Source organism: Methylobacterium sp. ap11 (assembly GCF_900110515.1).
GTDB classification, from domain to species: domain Bacteria; phylum Pseudomonadota; class Alphaproteobacteria; order Rhizobiales; family Beijerinckiaceae; genus Methylobacterium; species Methylobacterium ajmalii.
This window is the reverse complement of sequence record NZ_FOEB01000001.1, coordinates 267,475-282,263: the sequence shown is the minus strand read 5'-3', so window position 1 is coordinate 282,263 and position 14,789 is coordinate 267,475. Positions and strand designations below refer to the sequence as shown.

Annotated in this window: 7 protein-coding genes; 5 read left to right on the top strand and 2 right to left on the bottom strand. The window is 72.3% G+C overall.

Annotated elements, in window-relative coordinates:
• Window positions 1–88: 88 nt before the first annotated feature.
• Entirely contained in the window at window positions 89–2,071 is a 1,983-nt protein-coding gene (locus BMX97_RS01130) for a YgiQ family radical SAM protein (protein ID WP_244538242.1), read from the bottom strand.
• A 471-nt stretch (window positions 2,072–2,542) separates the two neighbouring features.
• Here BMX97_RS01130 and hutH point away from each other — a divergent pair, with 471 nt between their 5' ends.
• Entirely contained in the window at window positions 2,543–4,081 is a 1,539-nt protein-coding gene (gene hutH, locus BMX97_RS01125; protein ID WP_091745084.1) for a histidine ammonia-lyase, read from the top strand.
• Window positions 4,078–4,902, top strand: a complete 825-nt coding sequence (hutG, locus tag BMX97_RS01120) for an N-formylglutamate deformylase (protein ID WP_091744568.1) — start codon at window positions 4,078–4,080, stop codon at window positions 4,900–4,902. The genes hutH and hutG overlap by 4 nt, the downstream gene beginning before the upstream one ends.
• A gap of 114 nt (window positions 4,903–5,016) precedes the next feature.
• Here the strand turns inward: hutG and parE are convergent, their stop codons facing one another.
• Window positions 5,017–7,089 (bottom strand): DNA topoisomerase IV subunit B, encoded by a 2,073-nt coding sequence (gene parE, locus BMX97_RS01115; RefSeq protein WP_091744566.1) that lies wholly within the window; start codon window positions 7,087–7,089, stop codon window positions 5,017–5,019.
• A gap of 304 nt (window positions 7,090–7,393) precedes the next feature.
• Between parE and BMX97_RS01110 the strand changes: the two genes are divergently transcribed.
• The 3 genes from BMX97_RS01110 (at window position 7,394) to BMX97_RS01100 (ending at window position 14,773) form a co-directional block, all read left to right on the top strand.
• Window positions 7,394–7,597: a hypothetical protein gene (locus tag BMX97_RS01110; RefSeq protein WP_091744564.1), complete on the top strand. Its 204-nt coding sequence runs from the start codon at window positions 7,394–7,396 to the stop codon at window positions 7,595–7,597.
• A gap of 407 nt (window positions 7,598–8,004) precedes the next feature.
• Window positions 8,005–9,825 (top strand): malto-oligosyltrehalose trehalohydrolase, encoded by a 1,821-nt coding sequence (gene treZ, locus BMX97_RS01105; protein WP_091744562.1) that lies wholly within the window; start codon window positions 8,005–8,007, stop codon window positions 9,823–9,825.
• Between the two features lies 1 nt (window position 9,826).
• On the top strand, window positions 9,827–14,773 hold the full coding sequence (locus tag BMX97_RS01100) for a malto-oligosyltrehalose synthase (RefSeq protein WP_091744560.1): 4,947 nt from the start codon (window positions 9,827–9,829) through the stop codon (window positions 14,771–14,773).
• Window positions 14,774–14,789: the final 16 nt, after the last annotated feature.

The window sequence follows — 14,789 nt, the reverse complement described above, 5'->3', positions numbered from 1 at the left end:
CAAATCGGCTCCGCTCGCGCGTGTGAGGCCTGCGTTTCCGCGCGGGCCTGCGATACGACTTCCGGACGTCGTCCTTCCGGAAGTCGTCTCACTTCCTGATCGGGACGCCCTTCGTGGTGAATCGCTGGCCGGCCGGCTGGCGCGCCGGCCGCTGCGGTCCGCGCCCCTTGCCCGCGCCCGACTTGGCCGCGCCCGCCTTGCCCGCACCCAGGCCCGTCCCCGGCGGCTGCGAGAACGGCACGAGCTGGTCGGGCCGCGGCCCGATGAGGTCGGTGCGGCCCATCTCCCGCAGCGCCTCACGCAGCAGGGGCCAGTTCTCGGGGTCGTGGTAGCGCAGGAACGCCTTGTGGAGGCGGCGCTGGCGCAGGCCCTTGATCGCCTCGACCGGCTCGCTGCCGCCGCGCCGCACGCCCTTCAGCGTGTTGACCTCGGTGTGGTACATCGCCGTGGCGGTCGCCATCGGCGACGGCAGGAAGGTCTGGACCTGGTCGGCGCGATAGTCGTTCTTCTTGAGCCACAGCGCAAGCTGCAGCATGTCCTCGTCGGTCGTGCCGGGATGCGCCGCGATGAAGTACGGGATCAGGTAGTACTTCTTGCCGGCCTGCTTGGCCGCCTCGTCGAACATCTCCTTGAATCGGTCGTAGGTGCCGATTCCCGGCTTCATCATCAGGTCGAGGGGACCGCGCTCGGTGTGCTCGGGCGCGATCTTCAGGCGGCCGCCGACGTGGTGGGTGACGAGTTCCTTGACGTATTCGGGGCTGCGGACCGCGAGGTCGTAGCGCACGCCGGAGGCCACCATCACCTTCTTGACGCCCTTCACCTCCCGGACCTTGCGGTAGAGCCGGATCAGGTCGTCGTGCGAGGTGTTGAGGTTCGGGCAGATGTCCGGGAAGACGCAGGACGGCAGCCGGCACGCCGCCTCGATCTTCGGGTCCTTGCAGGCCATCCGGTACATGTTGGCGGTCGGCCCGCCGACATCCGAGATCACGCCGGTGAAGCCCGGGGTCTTGTCGCGGATCCGCTCGATCTCGCGCAGGATCGAGCCCTCCGAGCGGTTCTGGATGACGCGGCCCTCGTGCTCGGTGATCGAGCAGAAGGTGCAGCCGCCGAAGCAGCCGCGCATGATCGTCACCGAGAACTTGATCATGTCCCAGGCGGGGATCTTGGCGTCGCCGTAGGACGGGTGGGGGGCGCGGGCGTAGGGCAGGTCGTAGACCGCATCCATCTCCGCGCTGGTGAGCGGGATCGGCGGCGGGTTCAGCCACAGGTCGCGGTCGCCGTGGCGCTGGACGAGCGGGCGCGCGTTGCCGGGGTTGGCCTCCCGGTGCAGCACGCGCGAGGCGCGGGCATAGGCCTCCTTGTCGTCCTTGACGACGTCGTAGGCGGGGAGCCGGATCACGGTCTCGCCGGCCTTGCGGGAGGCGGCCTCGTCGGCGGAATCGAGGTCGTCGGCGGGCAGCTCGGTGCAGTGCTCGGGCACCCGGCGAAACAGGGCGACGCCCCGGACCGAGTCGAGTTCGTGCGGCGCCTCGCCGGCGGCGAGGCGGTTGGCCACCTCGACCACGGCGCGCTCGGCGTTGCCGTAGAGGAGGAGGTCGGCCTTGGCGTCCGCCAGGATCGAGCGGCGCACCTTGTCGGACCAGTAATCGTAATGCGCGATCCGGCGCAGCGACGCCTCGATGCCGCCGAGCACGATCGGCACGTCCTTGTACGCCTCGCGGCAGCGCTGCGTGTAGACGATGGTGCAGCGGTCCGGCCGCTTCCCGCCCTCGCCGCCGGCCGTGTAGGCGTCGTCGTGGCGCAGGCGCCGGTCCGCCGTGTAGCGGTTGACCATCGAATCCAGGTTGCCGCCGGTGACGCCGAAGAACAGCGTCGGCCGGCCGAGGGCCTTGAACGGCTCGGCCGACTGCCAGTCCGGCTGCGCGATGATGCCGACCCGGAACCCCTGCGATTCGAGCAGCCGGCCGATGATGGCCATGCCGAAGCTCGGATGGTCGACGTAGGCGTCGCCCGTCACCAGCACGATGTCGCAGGCGTCCCACCCGAGCGCCGTCATCTCGGCGCGGCTCATCGGCAGGAACGGCGCGGCCCGTCCGCGGGGCGGCGACGCGCAGGTCAGCGGCGCCACGGTAGCCGGGAGGTGGGGGGCCGGGGATCCGGGGGCCACGGATCGTTCGGCGGAAGCTCGGAGGTCCATGGCGCGCATGAATAGGCCGCCGGGGCCGCGAGATCAACGAATGGCAGGCATGAGGCCGGCCGACGGGCTGGCGACCGGCCGATCGCACGGCCGCCACCCGGCTCCTTTCAACGCTAGACATGACACGCGGGGCAGCACCGAGCCCCAGGCCGAAGGCCCTCGCAGACCCCGGCTCGCGCTTGCCAAGCCTCGTTACATGTCTATACATATTGGGACAGCCAACGGCGCATCGCCGCGCCCGCCTGCGTCGATCGGGCGGGGCACGGGTGGCCGCCGGCGACGGCGCGGCCGCGTCGTCCTTCCTTGCGCCCCGCGCGCGCCGTCGAGCCGAACGAGGACCTCGCCATGACCCTGACCTTCCATCCGGGACACGTGTCGCTCCAGGACCTCGAGCGCGTCTATCGCGACGGCGTGGCGGCGCGGCTGGATGCGGGCTGCGATACCGCCATCGAGCGGGGCGCGGCCCGGATCGCGGCGATCGCCGAGGGCGAGGCGCCGATCTACGGGATCAATACCGGGTTCGGGAAACTGGCCTCGATCCGGATCGCGCCCGGCGACCTCGCCACCCTCCAGCGCAACCTGATCCTGTCGCATTGCTGCGGCCTCGGCGAGCTCCTGGAGCCCGACGTGGTGCGCCTCGTGATGGCGCTGAAGCTGATCTCGCTCGGCCGCGGCGCGTCGGGGGTGCGGCTGGCGATCGTGCGGCTCATCGAGGCGATGCTCGCCCGCGGCGTCGTCCCGGCGATTCCCGGCCAGGGCTCGGTCGGCGCCAGCGGAGACCTCGCGCCGCTCGCCCACCTGGCCGCCGTGATGATCGGCGAGGGCGAGGCCTTCGTCGCGGGCGAACGGATGCCGGGCGGCGAGGCGCTGCGGCGCGCCGGGCTCGAGCCGGTGGTGCTGGCCGCCAAGGAAGGGCTCGCGCTCATCAACGGCACGCAGGTCTCGACCGCGCTGGCGCTGGCCGGATTGTTCCGCGCCTTCCGGGCGCTCCGGGCCGCCCTCGTCACCGGCGCGCTGTCGACCGATGCGGCGATGGGCTCCTCCGCCCCGTTCCACCCCGAGATCCACGCGCTGCGGGGCCATCGAGGGCAGATCGAGGCCGGGGCGGCCCTGCGCGCGCTCCTCGACGGTTCGGCGATCCGCGAGAGCCACGTCGAGGGCGACGAGCGGGTCCAGGATCCCTACTGCATCCGGTGCCAGCCCCAGGTCGTGGGCGCCTGCCTCGACCTCCTGCGCCAGGCCGGCCGCACCCTCGAGATCGAGGCCAACGCCGTCACCGACAACCCCCTGGTCCTGTCCGACGGCGAGGTCGTGTCGGGCGGGAACTTCCATGCCGAGCCGGTCGCCTTCGCGGCCGACCAGATCGCGCTCGCAATCTGCGAGATCGGCTCGATCGCGCAGCGCCGGATCGCCCTCCTGGTCGACCCGGCCCTGTCCTTCGGGCTGCCGGCGTTCCTGGCGCGCAAGCCCGGCCTGAATTCCGGCCTGATGATCGCCGAGGTGACCTCGGCGGCGCTCATGAGCGAGAACAAGCAGCGGTCTCACCCGGCCTCGGTCGATTCGACGCCCACCTCCGCCAACCAGGAGGACCACGTCTCGATGGCCTGCCACGGCGCCCGCCGCCTGCTGGCGATGACCGAGAACCTGTTCGGCATCCTGGGCATCGAGGCCCTGGCGGGCGCCCAGGGCGTCGAGCTGCGCGGCCCGCTGCGGACGAGCCCGGAGCTGGAGCGGGCGCTCGCGGCGATCCGCGCCGCGATCCGTCCGCTCGACGAGGACCGCTACCTCGCGGACGATCTGCGGATCGCCGCCGGCCTGGTGGCGCAGGGCGCGATCGACGCCAGCCCGTCGCCCGGCATCCTGCCGGGCCTGGAGGCGGCATGAGCCCGGTCTCCGTAAGCCCGGTCGAGGTCGCCCGGGGCTCGTCGCCGGTCATCCTGGCCCTGCCCCATACCGGCACGGACGTTCCGCCCGACATCCTCGCGCGGCTGAACGACGAGGGCCGCCGGCTGCGCGACACCGACTGGCACATCCACCGGCTCTACGACGGGCTGCTCCCGGACGCGACGACCGTGCGGGCGACGTTCCACCGCTACGTGGTCGACGCCAACCGCGACCCGTCCGGCACCAGCCTCTATCCGGGGCAGAACACCACCGGCTTGGTTCCGGCCACCGATTTCGACGGTGCCCCGATCTGGCGGGACGGCGCGGGCCCGGGCGAGGACGACGTCGCCGACCGGATCGCGCGGTTCCACGCGCCCTACCACGCCGCGCTCGCCGCCGAGGTCGCGCGCGTGCGGGCGCTGCACGGGGTCGCGATCCTGTACGATTGCCACTCGATCCGTTCGCGGATCCCGTTCCTGTTCCCCGGCACGCTGCCGGATTTCAACATCGGCACCGATGGCGGGCGGACCTGCGACCCGGCGATCGAGCGCGCGGCGGCCGAGACCTGCGCGGCCGCCGCCGGCTACACGAGCGTCGTCAACGGCCGTTTCCGCGGCGGCTGGACGACCCGCCACTACGCCCGCCCCGAGGCCGGGATCCACGCGATCCAGATGGAGCTCGCGCAGGTCTCGCACCTGGCGACGGAAGCGCCGCCCTTCGCCCTGGACGCGGACAAGGCCGCGCGGCTGCGGCCGGTGCTCGCCGCCGTCCTGGGCCGCCTCGAAGCGATGGCCGGCGGCCTGAGGGACGGCGCGCCGTAACGGGCGCGGCGTAAGGCCGAGGGAGACGGGGGCGCAAGCCCCCGACAGGTCGCGGGTTCGCCGGGGCCTGCGAGCGCCGGACGACGCCGGGCAGGCCCGCGGGCGCTCCGGGTGTCAGATGTCGAGCTCGATCTCGTCGGCGAAGACCGCGCGCTCGGAGATGAAGGCGAAGCGGGCCTCGGGCTTGTTGCCCATCAGCCGCTCGACCGTGTCGCCGGTGGCCTCGCGGGCCTCCTCCACCACCTCGACCCGCAGGAGCGTGCGCTTCTTGGGGTCCATCGTGGTCTCCTTGAGCTGCCCGGGCATCATCTCGCCGAGGCCCTTGAAGCGCCCGATCTCGACCTTGCCAGACTTGAAGGTGGTCTTGAGCAGCTGCTCCTTGTGGCGGTCGTCGCGGGCGTAGGCGCTCTTCGCGCCCTGCGTCAGCCGGTAGAGGGGCGGGACCGCGAGGTAGAGGTGCCCGCCCTCGATCAGCTTGGGCATCTGCCGGTAGAAGAAGGTGATGAGCAGCGAGGCGATGTGGGCGCCGTCGACGTCGGCGTCGGTCATGATGATGACCTTCTCGTAGCGAAGGTCGTCGTGCCGGTACTGGTTGCCGAGGCCGCAGCCCAGCGCCTGGGTCAGGTCGGACAGGAGCTGGTTGGCCCCGAGCTTGTCCCGGCTCGCCGAGGCGACGTTGAGGATCTTGCCGCGCAGGGGCAGGATCGCCTGGGTGGCGCGGTCGCGCGCCTGCTTGGCCGAGCCGCCGGCCGAATCGCCCTCGACGATGAAGATCTCGGAGCCGGCGGCCCCGGCCTTCGAGCAATCGGCGAGCTTGCCCGGCAGGCGCAGCTTGCGGGTCGCGGTCTTGCGGGCGACCTCCTTCTCCTGGCGCCGGCGCAGGCGCTCCTCGGCCCGGTCGATCACCCAGTCGAGGAGCTTGTTGGCCTGGGCCGGGGAGGCGGCGAGCCAGTGGTCGAAGGCGTCGCGGATCGCCGCCTCGACGATGCGGGAGGCCTCCAGCGTCGCGAGCTTGTCCTTGGTCTGGCCCTGGAACTCGGGCTCGCGGATGAAGACCGACAGCATCGCCGCGCAGGTCGCCATCACGTCGTCGGCGGTGACCGAGGCCATCCGCTTGACCTGGCCGACCCGCTCGGCATGGTCGCGCAGGCCCCGCAGCAGCGCCACCCGCATCCCGCTCTCGTGGGTGCCGCCCTCCGGCGTCGGGATGGTGTTGCAGTAGGACGAGGAGAAGCCGTCGTCGTTCGACAGCCAGACCATCGCCCATTCGAGCGAGCCGTGGCTGCCGGGCTTCGTCACCTTGCCGGCGAAGACGCCGTCGGCGACCAGGTCCTTGCCGTCGATCTCGCGGGCGAGATAGTCCTTCAGGCCGGCCGGGAAGCGGTGCACGGCCTCGGCCGGCACGGTCTCGACGCCGTCCAGCAGGCTGGGCGCGCAGCGCCAGCGGATCTCGACCCCGCCGAACAGGTAGGCCTTCGAGCGCGCCATCTTGAACAGGCGGCGCGGATCGAACCTGTGCTCGCCGAAGATCTCGGCGTCGGGATGGAAGCGCACCTTCGTGCCGCGCCGGTTCTGCACCCGGCCGATCGTCTCGATCGGCCCCTGCGCGTGGCCGCGCGAGAAGGTCTGGCGGTAGAGCGTCTGGTTGCGGGCGACCTCGACCTCGAGCACGTCCGAGAGGGCGTTCACCACCGAGATGCCGACGCCGTGCAGGCCGCCCGAGGTCTCGTAGACCTTCGAGTCGAACTTGCCGCCGGCATGCAGCGTGGTCATGATGACCTCGAGCGCCGACTTGCCGGGGAATTTCGGGTGCGGGTCGACCGGGATGCCGCGGCCGTTGTCGGTCACGACGAGGCAGCCGTCCTCCTGCAGCTCCACCTCGATGAAGCTGGCATGCCCCGCCACCGCCTCGTCCATCGAGTTGTCGATCACCTCGGCGAAGAGGTGGTGCAGGGCCTTCTCGTCGGTGCCGCCGATATACATGCCGGGCCGGCGCCGCACCGGCTCCAGCCCCTCCAGCACCTCGATCGCCGAGGCGTCGTAGCCGGCCTCCGCGGCGTCCGCGGGCGGGGGCACGGCGACCGGCTTCGTGCGCTTGAGCGCGTCCGCCTTCAGCGGATCCGCAGGCGGCTTTCCTTCGGGAGGCTTGCCGCCCGCGCCGAACAGGTCTCGCGCGGCCTCGCTCACGCGACGGCCTCGCGGTGGGGGAAGGGCTCTGGCAGCATTCGAGGTCATCCTCTCCCTATACCGGAACAAACGCGGAACAAAAAGGGGCTTCCGGTGGCTTCGGGCGTGGCATGGTCGCGTGGGGCGGCCGGTCCGGGACCGCCGCGCCGCAGAACCCGTACCAGAGTCACCGAGACGTAAACAAATTCCCTTAAGGTCCGGTGACGCGCACGGGCTCGGCCGGAACCTCGGCCATGACCGCCCGTTGCCGAATCGGCCGCGCGATCGCCGGCCGGACAGGCCGCGCCGCAGGAGCGACCCGACGATGAGAGCCGCCAGACGCCAGGTTCGCCACAGCCGGACCCGCCACCTCACCCTCGCCCGGGCCGAGCAGGCCGCCGGCCAGGCCTTCGGCTTCGCCGAGGAGGGTGTCGCCGCCGCGACCGTCGGCCTCGGCCGGATGGCGATGACGGCGACCGGGGCAGCCCTCGCGGTCGCGCTCGCCGCGACCCTGGCCTGGGCGTTCTGAGGCCGGCGCGCGCCCGCCGCCCGCACGTCTCTTCGCGCTCGCCCACGCCGCGGGTCTTCACGCTTGCCCGTTCCGCGGGTCTTCGTGTTTTCCCGCTCCGCGGGTCGGGCCGCTCGTTCCCATCTCCGGGGATCCGGACGCCGCTCCCGACCGGATCCGGCGCGCTTCGGCTCGCCCACACGGCGATTCGACGAAAGTCCTCGGGTCCGTGGCGGCCGGCCATTGCCGGGAGGATCGCCCGCCTTAGCTCCCGCGGCAGGCTCGACCCATTCGAGCCCGGCCATTCCAGCCCTGGCCTTTCGCAGTGCGGAACCTGGGCAGGCCGGCTGAATTTCCCAGAGCGAGGCGGCACCCCACGCCGCTCGCCCTCGCTCTTTGCCCTCACGTTTTCGAAGGATGGTGGCCCGATGCGGCGCGCCCACAGCATGCCATTCGGTGCGGAGATCGGACCGGAGGGTGTGCGTTTCGCCCTATGGGCGCCGACCGCGACGGAGGTCGCCCTGGTGCTCGACGGGAGCGAGCATCCGCTGCCGGATGCGGGCGAGGGCTGGCGCCGTCTGACGGTGCCGGGCGTGCGCGCCGGGGCCCGCTACGGCTACCGGATCGACGGCGACCTCGTCGTGCCCGACCCCGCCTCGCGCTTCCAGCCCGAGGACGTCTCGGGGCTGTCCGAGGTGATCGACCCCGCCGCCTTCCCGTGGACCGACGGCGCCTGGAAGAGCCGTCCGTTCGAGGAGACGGTGATCTACGAGGTCCATGTCGGCACCGCGACGCCGCAGGGCACCTACGCGGCCCTCGCCGACAGGCTCGAGGCCCTGCGCGACCTCGGCGTGACCGCGATCGAGCTCCTGCCGCTCGCCGACTTCAAGGGCAGCCGCAACTGGGGCTACGACGGCGTGCTGCCCTACGCGCCGGATTCCGCATACGGCACGCCCGACGACCTGCGCCGCCTGGTCGACCGCGCGCACGGCCTCGGCCTGATGGTCTTCCTCGACGTGGTCTACAACCACTTCGGTCCGGCCGGGAACTACCTCAACGCCTACGCCAAGACCTTCTTCACCGAGCGCCACCAGACGCCCTGGGGGGCGGGCATCAACTTCGACGGCAAGACCAGCGGCCAGGTGGTTCGGGACTACTTCGTCCACAACTCGCTGTACTGGCTGGAGGAGTTCCACGTCGACGGCCTGCGCTTCGACGCCGTCCACGCGATCCAGGACGATTCGGAGAAACACTTCCTCGGTGAGCTCGCCGAGCGCATCCGGGCCGCGTTCCCCGACCGGCCGATCCACCTGATGCTGGAGAACGAGGCCAACCAGGCCTCCTGGCTCGAACGCGGGGCCGCCGGCCGGCCGCGCTTCCACAGCGCGCAATGGGCCGACGACACCCATCACGGCTGGCACATCCTGCTCACCGGCGAGGAGGCCGGCTACTACGAGAGCTTCTCCGACAAGCCGGCCGCCCACCTCGCCCGCAGCCTGGCGGAGGGCTTCGCCTACCAGGGCGAGCCGTTCAAGACCCTCGACGGCCACCCCCGCGGCGAGCCCTCCGGCCACCTGCCGCCATCCGCGTTCGTCACCTTCCTGCAGAACCACGACCAGGTCGGCAACCGGGCGCTCGGCGAGCGCCTGAGCCATCTCGCCGAGCCCGACAGGCTGGCGCTGGCCCGGGCCGGCCTGCTGCTCAGCCCGCAGATCCCGATGCTGTGGATGGGCGAGGAATGGTCGGCCTCGACGCCGTTCCTGTTCTTCGTCGATTTCGCCCCCGACGAGGAGTTGAACAAGGCGGTGCGCGACGGCCGGCGTCGCGAGTTCAAGAGCTTCGCGGCCTTCGCCGACGAGGAGAAGGCGAAGACGATCCCCGACCCCACGGCGGAGGAGACGTTCCGGCGCTCGACCCTCGACTGGGCGGAGCGCGACCGCTCGCCCCACCGCGAGGTTCTGGCCGACACGACCGCGCTCCTGGCCCTGCGCCAGCGCGAGATCGTGCCGCTGACGAAGACCGCCTGGCAGGGCGGGCGCTACGTCCTGCCGCGGCCCGACGTCGTCGACGTCATCTGGTCCTATGCCGGGGGCGATCTGCGCTTCGTCGCGGTGTTCGGAGGCGAGCCCTTCGCCCTCCCGCAGGCGCCCGCGCGCGTCGTCTGGCGCTCGCCCGGCGTGACGCAGGACGAGAGCGGTTCCCTGGTCCTGCCCGCCTGGTCGGGCGTGTTCGTGAAAGAGGTGCGTTGAGATGGCCGTGACCGAGGATGTCGTCGCGCGGCTCGCCGATGAGGCGGGCATCGCCGCCGACTACACCGACGCCTTCGGCCAGCGCGTCGAGACCCCGCTCGGCGTGCGCCAGGGGCTGCTCGCCGCCCTCGGCCTGCCGGCGGGCACCGAGGAGGAGGCGCGGGCGAGCCTCGGCCGCATCCGCGCCCTGCGCCACGGCCTCGTGCCGCCGCTGGTGCCGGTCGAGGCCAGGCGCGCCGCGCGGGTGCCGGTCCGGCCGGAGGGCGGCTCCGGCACGCTGAGCTGGCGGGTCGTCGACGAGCGCGGCACCGCCCGCGACGGGCGGGTCGTGCTCGCCCCCGGCACCGAGGCGATCGAGCTGCCGCCGCTCACCCCCGGCTACCACCGGCTCGTCGTGACGCTCGGCGAGCGGCGCGCCGAGGCGACCGTGATCGCCGCGCCCCAGCGCTGCTGGCGCCCGCGGGCCCTGGCCGAGGAGGGCGCCCGGGACTGGGGCCTCGCCGCCCAGCTCTACGGCCTGCGCTCCGCCGACAATCTCGGCATCGGCACCTTCGCCGATGCCGGCCGGGCCGCCGCCGATGCCGGCGCGAAGGGCGCGGCCTTCCTGGGGCTCAGCCCGGTCCACGCCCTGTTCTCGACCGACCGCCAGAAGGTCTCGCCCTACTCGCCGTCGTCGCGGCTCTTCCTCGAGACGCTGTTCATCGCCCCCGCCGCCCTGCCGGGCTTTCCCGGCAGCCGGGCGGAAGCGCTCCTGCGCCAGTCCGACTCCGAGATCGCGCGCCTGCGCGACGCCTCGCTCGTCGACCATGCCGGCATCTGGCAGGTGCTCGGCCCGGTGCTGGAGGCTTTGTGGCGGGATTCCCCGGCCCGGGCCGGGCGGGACACCGAGTACCTCGCCTTCCGCGCCGCGGGCGGCGAGAACCTGGAGGCCCACGCCACCTTCGAGGCCCTGGCCGAGCATTTCGCGCAAGGTGGCGCCCACTGGCTCGGCGACTGGCCGGAGGCCTACCGCCGCAACGGTACGCCGGAGGTCGCGGCCTTCGCGGCCGAGCACCAGGAGCGGGTCGCCTACCACGCCTGGCTGCAGTTCCTCGCCGACCGGCAATTCGCCGAGGCCGCCGCGCGGGGCCTCGCCACCGGCATGCGGCTCGGACTCTACCGCGACCTCGCGGTCGGCGCCGACCGCGGCGGCTCGGAGGTCTGGTCGCATCCCGAGCGCTTCGCCGCCGGGCTGTCGATCGGCGCGCCGCCGGACATCCTCGCCCCGAACGGCCAGGATTGGGGCCTGCCGCCCTTCGATCCGCTGGAGCTGGAACGCGACGGCCTCGCGGCCTTCCGGGCGCTCGTGCAGGCCAACATGCGCCACGCCGGCGCGATCCGCATCGACCACGCCTTCCAGCTCGCCCGGCTGTTCCTGATCCCGGTCGGCGGCGGGGCCAAGGGCGGCGCCTACGTGGCGATGCCGTTCGAGGCGATGCTGGCGGTCCTGCGGCTCGAGAGCCACCGGGCGAAATGCCTCGTGATCGCGGAGGATCTCGGCACCGCGCCGGCCGGCTTCTCCGACGCGCTGATGCAGGCCGGCATCCTGAGCTACCGCATCCTGTCGTTCGAGCGGGGGGAGGGCGGCACCTTCAAGCGCCCGGCCGAGTACCCGCGCGACGCGCTCTGCGCCATCACCACCCACGACCTGCCGACCTTCGTCGGCTGGTGGCGCGGGGTCGATACGGAGCTGCGCCAGTCGCTGGGCCTCTACGACGCCGATCGGGCGGGCGCCGAGCGCGACGAGCGGGTGCACGAGCGCCGGCGCCTCGCCGAGGCGCTGAACCAGGAGGGCCTGATCCCGACGAGCGAGGTGCCGACCGAGCCGCCCTTCGAGGCGGCGGTGCGCTTCCTTGCCCGCGCGCCTTCGGTTCTGACGGCAGTGCAGTACGAGGACATTTTGGGCGAGGTGAGCCAGGCCAACATGCCGGGCGTCACCGAGGGCTACCCGAACTGGCGCCGCAAGCTCGACCGCGACCTCGACGCGATCGCAGCGCCCGGCGGGCCGCTCGCCAAGCTCGCCTCCTCGCTCTCGGCCGAGGCGCGGGGTCCGCGCTCGGGTGCCGCACGCCTCGCCTCGCCGCCGCCGCGGGCGACCTACCGGCTGCAGTTCCACAAGGACTTCACCTTCGATCACGCCGCCAGGATCGTCCCGTACCTGGCCAAGCTCGGCATCAGCCACGTCTACGCCTCGCCGATCCACAAGGCGCGGCCCGGCTCGATGCACGGCTACGACATCGTCGACCACCGCGAGATCAACCCGGAACTCGGCGGCGAGGAGGCGTTCGTCCGCTTCAGCGACACGCTGAAGAGCCACGGCCTCAAGTTCCTGCTCGACATCGTGCCCAACCACATGGGCGTCGGCGGGGCCGACAACCCGTGGTGGCTCTCGGTGCTCGAATGGGGCGCGCTGTCGCCGGCGGCGGACGCCTTCGACATCGACTGGGGCCGGCTGGGCGCCCGCAACAAGCTCGTCGTGCCCTTCCTCGGCGACCGCTACGGCGAAGCCCTGGAGAAGGGCGACCTCAAGCTCGCCTTCGACCCGGAGGAGGGCGCCCTCAGCGTCTGGCACTTCGAGCATCGCTTCCCGGTCAACCCGCTGAGCTACCCGATCGTTCTCGACCGGACGCTCGCCGCGCTGGCGGAGGTCGGCGACGAGGCCTCGGCCGAGGTGCTGTCGATCTCCGAGCGCCTGCGCCGGATGGCCGACGAGGCCAACGTCGAGCGTCAGGCCGGCTATCCGGAGGAGGCCGAGGGGCTGAAGCGGCGCCTCGCCCACGCGGTGGCGTCTTCGCCCGATCTGAAGGCCGCGATCGACCGGGCGGTGACGCTCGTCAACGGCTTCAAGGGCCATCCCGACAGCTTCGGGGCGCTCCACCGCATCCTGGAGGCGCAGGCCTACCGGCTCGCCCACTGGCGCGTCGCGGCGAGCGACATCAACTACCGCCGCTTCTTCGACGTGAACTCGCTCGCCGGGCTCAAGGTCGAGGATCGCCGGGTGTTCGAGGGCGCCCACGCGATGCTGTTCCGCCAGATCCGCGAGGGACGGATCGACGGGCTGCGCATCGACCACATCGATGGGCTGGCCGATCCGGCCGGCTACGCCCGCGCGCTGCAGGCCGCGCTCGGCCCGGGCTTCTACATCGTCGTGGAGAAGATCCTGGAGCCCGGCGAGAAGCTGCGTCCGTGGCCGATCGCCGGCACCACCGGCTACGACGTGCTCAACCAGATCGACGGGCTGTTCGTCGACCAGGGCAAGCGCGAGGCGGTGGCCGGGCTCTATGCCGGGGCGACCGGCATGGACGAGCCCTATCCCTGGCTCCTGCGCAACGTGAAGGGCGAGATCCTGGAGACCAGCTTCGCCAGCGAGCTGGAGGTGCTCACCTCGGACCTCAAGCAGGTGGCCGACGCCGACCGTCGCACCCGCGACTTCTCGGTCAACGCCCTGCGCCAGGCGCTTTCCGAGATCGTCGCCCGGTTCCCGGTCTACCGCAGCTACCTGCCCCAGGAGCTCGACGAGAACGAGATCGAGCCGGAGGACCTGAAGCTCATCGGCGACACCGTACGCAAGGCCAAGCGCCGGTCCAGGCTGCCCGACCGCTCGGTGCACGACTTCGCCGAACGGGTGCTGCTCGGACGCCTCGATACCGAGGGGCCGGGCCGACCCGATCCCGAGGTGGTGCGGCGCTTCCGCCGCCGCTTCCAGCAGCTCACCGGCCCGGTGATGGCCAAGAGCCTGGAGGACACGCTGTTCTACCGCTTCGTCGCGCTCCTGGCGCTCAACGAGGTCGGGGGCGATCCGGGCGAGTACGGCCTCACCGCGGAGCATTTCCACGGGCTCCAGGCCGCCCGGGCCCGCGACTGGCCGAACGCGATGATCACCACGGCCACCCACGACACCAAGCGCGGCGAGGACGCCCGCACGCGGCTGCTGGCGCTCTCCGAGATCCCGGGGGAGTGGGCGCAGGCCTGGGACCTGTGGGGGCGGCTGGCCGAGCCGCACCTCACGGAGGTCGAGGGCGAGCCGGCGCCCGACGCCAACGACCAGTGGATGTTCCTGCAGGCGATCCTCGGCGCCTGGCCGCTGGAGCTGCTGGGCGAGAACCCCGACCCGAAGGACGTCGAGGCGTTCCGCACCCGGCTCGGCGCCTATGCCGAGAAGGCGATGCGCGAGGGCAAGCGCCGGTCGAGCTGGGTCAACGTCGACGAGGCCTACGAGGGCGCGGTCGCGAAGCTCTTCGACGCCCTGGTGGCGCCGGGCTCGGAGTTCCTGCGGGAGTTCCGGCCCTTCGCCGAGCGGCTGGCCCGGGTCGGGATGGTGTCGGGGCTCGCCCGCTCCGTCCTCAAATGCACCCTGCCGGGCCTGCCCGACATCTACCAGGGCACGGAGTTCTGGGACTTCTCCTTCGTCGATCCCGACAACCGCCGCCCGGTCGACTACGCCGAGCGCGAGGCGGCGCTCGGGCAGGAGACGGCCCTGGAGGATCTGCTCGCCGCCTGGCCGGACGGGCGGATCAAGCAGCGGGTGCTCGCCCGGCTGCTCGCCGACCGCGCCGCGCATCCCGGCTTCTATGCCGAGGCCGACTACACCCCGGTCGCGGCCGAGGGGCAGGGGGCGGAGCGCGTCGTCGCCTTCCTGCGCCAGGACGCGACCGCGGGCGCGGAGGCCGGCGACCTCTTGGTCGCGGTGCCGCGCCAGGTGGTGAACGACGCGGCCGGCGAGGCGCCGGACGGGGACGGCACCCGCCTCGACGGAGCCTTCGCGGACGTTCTCCTGCCGGTGCCGGAGGGCAGCGCCTGGCGCGACCTCGTCACCGGCGACGAGGTCCGGGCCGAGGGCGGGCATCTGTCGGTAGCCCGACTCTTCGCGCGTCTCCCCCTGGCGGTTCTGCGTCGCTCCGCCACTTGAGACCCCGGGCTCGCGT

Bases quoted from the DNA above. Each gene is read 5' to 3' on its own strand.
- treZ (WP_091744562.1), top strand. From the start codon at position 8,005: ATGCGGCGCGCCCACAGCATGCCATTCGGTGCGGAGATCGGACCGGAG.
- hutG (WP_091744568.1), top strand. From the start codon at position 4,078: ATGAGCCCGGTCTCCGTAAGCCCGGTCGAGGTCGCCCGGGGCTCGTCG.
- hutH (WP_091745084.1), top strand. From the start codon at position 2,543: ATGACCCTGACCTTCCATCCGGGACACGTGTCGCTCCAGGACCTCGAG.
- BMX97_RS01100 (WP_091744560.1), top strand. From the start codon at position 9,827: ATGGCCGTGACCGAGGATGTCGTCGCGCGGCTCGCCGATGAGGCGGGC.
- BMX97_RS01110 (WP_091744564.1), top strand. From the start codon at position 7,394: ATGAGAGCCGCCAGACGCCAGGTTCGCCACAGCCGGACCCGCCACCTC.
- BMX97_RS01130 (WP_244538242.1), bottom strand. From the start codon at position 2,071: ATGAGCCGCGCCGAGATGACGGCGCTCGGGTGGGACGCCTGCGACATC.